General features: G+C 39.7%; 4 protein-coding genes and 2 pseudogenes. 4 read left to right on the top strand and 2 right to left on the bottom strand.

What is annotated here, in order from left to right; all coding sequences use genetic code 11:
* Positions 1 to 779: 779 nt before the first annotated feature.
* The 3 genes and pseudogenes from O9295_RS10920 to O9295_RS27815 form a co-directional block, all read left to right on the top strand.
* A pseudogene (locus tag O9295_RS10920) lies at positions 780 to 1,025 on the top strand (hypothetical protein); the annotation flags it as partial.
* Positions 1,026 to 1,086: 61 nt separating this feature from the next.
* Positions 1,087 to 1,953 (top strand): IS5 family transposase, encoded by an 867-nt coding sequence (locus tag O9295_RS10925; RefSeq protein ID WP_288032944.1) that lies wholly within the window; start codon positions 1,087 to 1,089, stop codon positions 1,951 to 1,953.
* Positions 1,954 to 1,973: 20 nt separating this feature from the next.
* A pseudogene (locus O9295_RS27815) lies at positions 1,974 to 2,303 on the top strand (zinc ribbon domain-containing protein); the annotation flags it as partial.
* A gap of 243 nt (positions 2,304 to 2,546) precedes the next feature.
* Here the strand turns inward: O9295_RS27815 and tatC are convergent.
* Together tatC and O9295_RS10940 are read right to left on the bottom strand one after the other, a co-directional pair.
* Entirely contained in the window at positions 2,547 to 3,308 is a 762-nt protein-coding gene (gene tatC / locus O9295_RS10935) for a twin-arginine translocase subunit TatC (protein WP_288032945.1), read from the bottom strand.
* A 292-nt stretch (positions 3,309 to 3,600) separates the two neighbouring features.
* Positions 3,601 to 5,187: an ApeA N-terminal domain 1-containing protein gene (locus O9295_RS10940; RefSeq protein WP_288032946.1), complete on the bottom strand. Its 1,587-nt coding sequence runs from the start codon at positions 5,185 to 5,187 to the stop codon at positions 3,601 to 3,603.
* An 844-nt stretch (positions 5,188 to 6,031) separates the two neighbouring features.
* Here O9295_RS10940 and nadA point away from each other — a divergent pair.
* Positions 6,032 to 6,991, top strand: a complete 960-nt coding sequence (gene nadA / locus O9295_RS10945; protein ID WP_288032948.1) for a quinolinate synthase NadA — start codon at positions 6,032 to 6,034, stop codon at positions 6,989 to 6,991.
* Positions 6,992 to 7,359: the final 368 nt, after the last annotated feature.

The raw sequence follows: 7,359 nt of genomic DNA on the forward strand, positions 1-7,359 counted from the left end.
CATAATACAGTGAGTTCTTTTCTTCTTCCGTGAATTCTAGGTTAATCATGTTTTCAATGAGTGCTTTGCTTCTAATTATGACTCTTAAACTATATTATTGTCTTTGAGTAAAAAATGCAAGTTGTAGCCGTGCAAAGTATATTTTTTGGCTCTTCTCGACTTTGTGTTATGATTTTTGCTTATGAAACCGTGAAATACCTATCAAGCAAGACTTTTAGGGCTATGTTGACGTTCGGCGACGCTCAGTCGAGCGGCGGAAGAAACTAGAAAATATCAGTATAGACCTCGTTCCCACACATAAACCAGAAGAGCCGTTCAAAAAACTTTATAATAACCCCCATTAATACCCACTGAAACCATAATAAATCATAAGCAAAAATCAATGTTAATAATCGACTCTAATCTATACCAGAGATGAACGTGGGTTGGGTTAAAGCATGAAACCCAACGCTGACGGCGATGATTGAGCCGCTTCTTGGCATGGTAACGACTAGGACTGTCCCAAGTGCGGGAAACGGCGATTTTAAAATTTTCACCCTTTATTCAGGAAAAAATCATGTCAACTCCTTTTTTGGTCAAAGATATCCTTCCCGGTGCCTTTAACTCCTACCCCAAATATCTGACGGCATTATATAGTTTTACCAATAAATGTTAGAACAAAGATGTAGATGTAGGTTGCTCTAATGGGAAGTTTTGTGACGACAAGTAGCATTGATGATATTTATGGGGAATAATAGATTTAGATGAGTGCCTAACTTTCCAATTGGTAGCGACTCGCCATGAAACAACCAACCGCCAATTATGATGAACCCTGGAAAGAAGCATTAACCGAATATTTTGAAGCGTTTTTACATTTCTTCTTTCCTGAAGTTCACCAACTAATTGATTGGACAAAAATTCCCGAATCCCTAGAAAAAGAACTCAAACGGATTACCGCTTCAGCAAAGACAAAAAAACGTTTTGCTGACAAACTTTATAAAGTCTGGTTACTCAGGGGTGAAGAAATCTGGATTTTGATTCATATTAGATCTCTTGCATAAGTCTAGACAAAATAGGATAAAATAGTCCAAGAGTTAAGATTGAAAGATGAATTACGAACAAGTAAAAACTTTAAAGCCAACAGAGTTCAAACGCTTGTGTGGCGTGTATCCAGATACATTTAAGGATATGGTAACAGTCCTAAAGGCAGAAAAAGTTTGGCAAAAAAAGACAGGTAGACCTAGCAAATTGAGTACGGAAGACCAACTACTAATAACATTAGAATATTGGCGAGAATATCGCACCTATTTTCATCGGGGAAATAGTTGGGGTATTAACGAATCAACGGCGTATAGAATTGTTAGGAAAGTAGAGAATGTTCTCATCAAATCAGGTCTGTTTAATCTACCCGGAAAAAAAGCCCTCTTAGAAAGTAATAGTGAAATAGAAGTAATAGTGGTGGATGTGTCAGAACAGGAGATAGAAAGACCCAAAAAAAAACAGAAATCATACTATAGTGGCAAGCAGGGATACCACACATTAAAGTCGCAAGTCGTTGCCGATCTCGCGCAGCGAGCGCGTTGCGACCAAAAAAGCGAGCAGGTAATCTGTGTCCGTTGTGAGAAAGGAAGAGTCCATGATTTTCGACTGTGGAAAGAGAGCAAAATAAGGTTAAATAAGAAAATAGAAATATTAGGGGATAAAGGCTATCAAGGAATTCAGAAGCTCCATCAAAACAGTCAAATTCCTCATAAAAAAAAGAAAAAAGAAAAACTAAGTAAAGAGCAAAAAAAAGCCAATCGTCAGTTATCACAACGGCGCATAGTTATAGAACATATTCATCGTCGTCTCAAAATATTTCGGATACTTTCATCAAGATACAGAAATCGCAGACGGCGATTTGGTCTGAGATTGAATTTGATTGCTGGTATCTACAATTACGAACTTCGTTACCGACAAAAGGATATATCTTGATTACTTTTGCAAGAGATCTAGTTTGTGGGACGAGAGTTCAAAAAACATTAAGCACTAGAACTCATCAATGTCCTAACTGTAAAACAGTCTTAGATAGGGATCATAATGCAGCCATCAACATTCTTAAAAAAGGGTTAAAATATTTGGGAAATCATCTCAACGGTACTGTTGGGCAAACAGAAACCGACCCAAACCCCCCACCCCCCCTGCCCCCCCGACGTCGGGGGGTGTTGCCTTTTGCCTCTTGCCTCTTGCCTCGTCTCAACAAGCAATTTAAATTACGAACAGCTTATGGAAAGAATCCCCCGTCACAGCGTAGCTTGACGGTGGGAGTATGTCAATCAATCTAGAATCAATCTCTAGCTTTCTGGCTTAATTAGTTTTCAGCCGTCAAATTCTATCAGCTTTTTAGCCATCAGCCATCAGCCAGAAAAGGCACTCATGCACTCATGCACTCAGGCACTCATGCACTCATGCAAAAGGCAGCTTTGTTCTCCCTGTTCCCCGCTCGCCAATTCATAATTCATAATTTATAATTCATAATTCCCACTTCCCACTCCTGTCTCCTGTCTCCTATGACGGCTAATAGCTAATCAACGTCCCGTTAATTTCACTACCCCAATGCCCCCAAAGTATAGACCCAAGACCGCCCCTGCTAACAGGGATTGGGTGAGAGGATCTGTGGAAGGGGTTAAAATCGCACCTAAAATCACTGCCCCTAAAACCACGAAACGCCAACCCGATAACATCGTTTGCGAGGAAATAATGCCTAAAAAGCTCAAAATCAATTGAATAACCGGAATTTGAAAGGCGATGCCGGTACTAAAAAGTAAAAGTAAGACAAATTCAAAATAGCGCTCGATCGACCAAGCTTGTTCGACCACTTCCGCCCCATAACTGACAAAAAAGTTTAAAGCGGCGGGAATCAGGGCAATATAGGCAAAAAATAAACCGGTAAAAAATAAAACACTCGATCCTAACACTACCGGGACAATTAAACGCCGTTCGCGACGGGTTAACCCCGGCAGCACAAAGAGGATAATTTGCAAGAGAATGACGGGACTAGCCACCAGTATGCCGCTATATCCAGCTACTTTTAGGGAGACGAAAAAAAATTCTCCCGGGGCCAACTGCAAAAATTTTACCCCTTGGGCAGGGACTTCCAGCACTTGTACTAGGGGTTTAACGAAGATAAAACATCCCACCGCACCTACGGCCACGGCAATTAAACTATAAAAAATCCGGCGCCGCAACTCCTCCAAGTGGTCAAATAAGGACATTTCCACTTCTCCGGGCAATTCGTCGAGGAATTCGGGACTGTCTGGGGGCGGGGTTTTTACTTCTGTCGATGACATGGCTTTCGCTCGATCGTTCTCTACTCAAGCCTTTATCCTAGCATTGATAACCCTTGGCTATTAGCCGTCAGCTATCAGAATCATTCCAACACTGTCGGGTTTGCTCGGTGACAGGTTGCCAATCCAGAACTCAACCCATCAGAGCGGCATCGCACTTTAACCCACGGCTTCAATAAATGTGCATGGTGCGTTCCCCAAAATCGATCAGTGGAGCAGTAGGACTTGCATTAGGGAACGCACCCTACAGCAATAGCGATCGCACTTAACAAGCAATATAATCGTGAGTGGTTAATCAGTTTGAAGGTGGTCGCCATTCATTCTGATATGCTCTATTTCGCTCCACAAGAATTTTAATAGACTCATCGGTAAGGTTTAGCTCTCTTAATAAGCAAATTTGTAGGATCACAGTCAACGTATGAAAAAGTTGAAATAACTCCCGACCTCTTGCCGCCTGTTGTCGTTTTTCTTTATCATGATGCGTCAATGCATTCCGAGTTTCAGAAGCTCTCCTAGAAAATAATTCCCTATCTTTTACGCTTCCTATAAAATTATTTGGCAGCAAGGAGAACACATCACTAAGAAGTTCTTTGAGTCTTGTCTCTAAAGTAAAGCGTGTTTGATCTTTTATTTTTCCCTTTAAAGCGTTTCTAAACTCATCACTAATTCCATTTTCTTGATCATCACTTTCACTTGGAAAATCTCTCAATACCTCTATAAATTTCTTGTAAAGTCCTTTTTTGTAAATCTTTCTATCTTGATATGAACCTTCATACTTGCTTGTATGATAAGCCTCCAAAGCTTGGATTATATTTAGAAATTTATAATGCAAGTAAAGGCTAGAGGCATATATTGTTGCCATTAACAAGTCAAAAACAGGTTCATATTCCTCCCTTTTATTAATCCATGCTTCAAAGACTGATCCCAAATTGTTTTCTACATCACTAAATAGAAATAGCATTTTATCGGGGGACAAGTTTATCTCAGAACTCTTCGTAAAATTCCATAAACCAAATATTATGATGACTTGAGTTTCCCGCGCCTCTTTTTCCAGTGTGAAATCTCCATTTGCTTGCTTTACAGGCTTTTCATGAATGACATCTGCTTTCCCAGTAACCTTAATTACTGAAGTTGCTTTTGTCATTGCAAAGCTTAAAAAATCACTGAATTTTATCAATAAATTGACACAATCATCTATTGGTTGATTGCAGGGATTTTGTATGGTCAGATAAGTTTTTTGCTCAATATTTGCATTGTAATAGATTGCGCCAAAATAGGAGTAAAATGGATGAACACATACTGGAGAAAAGGTAATATATAAATCCAGACTGCCAATTTTCGTCAAATGAATGTTCGATGGCGGCTGATAACTCATCCATATTTTGTTCTCTTCTTGAGATACAAAAACCTCTATTCCAGATTTGCCAACCCATTTCTCTAGATGAGAATATTGAACAGAAATAGATTTCAATTTTATGTCCTGTTCATATTCAAAGTGAATTTTTCTAAAAACATACTCGACATTGAACGAAAGGGTCGGTCTGCCTTTTACAAATTCAAAGTTTTTAATTCGTCCAGAACACCTGTATAAGGTAATTTCTTCATTGTTATCAAGCAAACCGAGAATAATGATTTCCTCAGGCTTTATAAAGTCAAGTCGTACAGCTGATGTTAGATTTGATTCCCCTTCAATGGAAAAAATCTCATTTGGAAAGGCAATGTCTTCTACCTGACCTATCTCTTCAAACTGTGAACTATAAAGCGAACCAATTAATTCTAATGTTGCGCCACTCTCAGGCGAAAAGCTTAGTTTTCCTGGAACTACTACTTCTGGTTTGTTAGGAAGCCACCACTTCCCTAAGCTCACAAATTCTTCAAGCATCTGCGTTCAGTATGTATTTGGCTCGGCGCTGATTATACTATGAAATTTTCTCCAGAGCAATGTTTGCTCACAAGTAACCTTAAATTACACTTTACTAAAAACTTTCCGCCAGTCTAACCCTACATCCCAACAGCTTCGGCTCCGGTTACGCCCCTACCAAGGACTAAGCGGCATAACTACATATTATAGGTCAACTTTCTGTATAACACTCTCCAGAGTAAGCTAAACGGCGCTTAACCTGCATGATCCAATAGCTATAAACCTTTTGGAGTCTATATCGGTGATCCGAAGTAAAAGCCGTTTAGCTTAACGATATGTAGAAACTTTCTGTATATCACCCCATTTAAGCGTGATCGCAAGAAGTTTTCCCCATATCACGTCCAAAAGCGTGTTAGCCAGATTAGCATATTGCCAAAAACCTTGTTTAACTAAATTTCTGACAATTCAGGCTCATTCTAGCGATGATTCCTATGTCTGACCGCACCCCTTGACAAAAATTTATAATTATTCGACCAATAGCGATCGCTATCGGGGGATAGTTGTTTTTTGTTACAGCATTGGGGAGAAGGAAGCGGGTTGTTCAAGTGGGATTGGGAGTTAATCATGGTACAAGGCAACAGGCTCCAAAAAAGAAGGTAGAAACTAAGCACATCAAAGCTTTTAACTTAACCAATTAGGTTTTAGATTCGGCCCTTGTGATCAGATGTGAGTTTTCAGTTCACCGATTACTGATGACTGTTTACTGAGCACGGAAAAAAGCTCTCGCTCCCTAATCACTTTAAAAAAATTTGCTATGATATAGGGACTTGTTTAGTATTTGGTAAAAATAACCATAAATGCCACCGTGTTCACAACTGTTCAACCCGCAAATCGATCGAGCTTACCTGATGACCTATTTACGGCAATTAAAGAGCTTAAACGGGAATTAAACGCCGTTATTCTGGCTCACTACTATCAAAATTCTGACATACAGGATATAGCTGATTATATTGGTGATTCTCTCGGTTTATCCCAACAGGCTGCCCGAACGCCAGCAGATGTGATCGTATTTGCGGGGGTTCACTTCATGGCAGAAACAGCTAAAATCTTAAACCCAGATAAGTTGGTATTGCTGCCGGATTTAGATGCAGGATGTTCTTTAGCTGATAGTTGTCATCCTGAAGATTTTGCTCGTTTTAAAGCCCAATATCCCGATCATATCGTGATTTCCTATATCAATTGCAGTGCAGAAATTAAGGCCATGAGTGATATTATCTGCACCAGTTCCAACGCAGTCAAAATAGTTAATCAAATCCCTGCCCATCAACCGATTATCTTCGCTCCCGATCGCAATTTAGGTCATTACGTCAGTCAGCAAACTGGTAGAGATTTAGTTCTCTGGCAGGGTAGTTGTATTGTCCATGAAACTTTTTCCGAACGCAAGATAATAGAATTAAAAGTCGCCCATCCAGAAGCAAAAATTATCGCCCATCCTGAGTGTGAAGCATCGGTTTTACGCCATGCCGATTATATTGGTTCCACGACGGCACTATTAAATTATTCCCTGAAAAGTTCCGAAAAAACCTTTATTGTCGCCACAGAACCGGGGATTATTCACCAGATGCAAAAATCCGCCCCAGAGAAAGTATTTATCCCCGCACCAGCTTTAAATAACTGTGCTTGTAATGAGTGTCCCTACATGAGACTGAACACTCTCGAAAAATTGTATCTCTGTATGCGAGATAAAACTCCAGAAATTACTATTTCTGAAGATTTAAGAGTTAAGGCACTGTTGCCGATTCAAAGAATGTTAGAAATGTCTTAATCAGTTATCAGTTATCAGTTATCAGTTATCAGTTATCAGATGGCGCAATAATATTATTGTAGGGGCGAATTGCATTCGCCCTCTTTTAATAACTTCTGCTGCTCACCATAAGTGAGAGAAAGTCACCAATATGAGATGCACCCTGTGAGTTTTCAGTTCATTAGACATCTGCAAAAATTATAACTCAATCACAGCTTGCTTTTATGTCATGTACTAATAAATAGTTGGGTGGTGATTCGGTAGTAGTGATGGCGGCTTAATCCTTTGCTTTGCTGTGCATTGTAGTCATGGATAAAATACCAAAGGGTTCCCCAACGTGATTCTCCATTTTTTTAGAGAAAGATAGACTCTCTCTCACCAGCCGAGAA

The organism is Microcystis sp. LE18-22.4A (genome assembly GCF_027531105.1).
Classification (GTDB): Bacteria; Cyanobacteriota; Cyanobacteriia; order Cyanobacteriales; family Microcystaceae; genus Microcystis; species Microcystis aeruginosa.

Excerpts from the sequence above, each read along its gene's own strand:
- O9295_RS10925 (WP_288032944.1), top strand. The coding sequence starts at position 1,087 with ATGAATTACGAACAAGTAAAAACTTTAAAGCCAACAGAGTTCAAACGC.
- O9295_RS10940 (WP_288032946.1), bottom strand. The coding sequence starts at position 5,187 with ATGCTTGAAGAATTTGTGAGCTTAGGGAAGTGGTGGCTTCCTAACAAA.
- tatC (WP_288032945.1), bottom strand. The coding sequence starts at position 3,308 with ATGTCATCGACAGAAGTAAAAACCCCGCCCCCAGACAGTCCCGAATTC.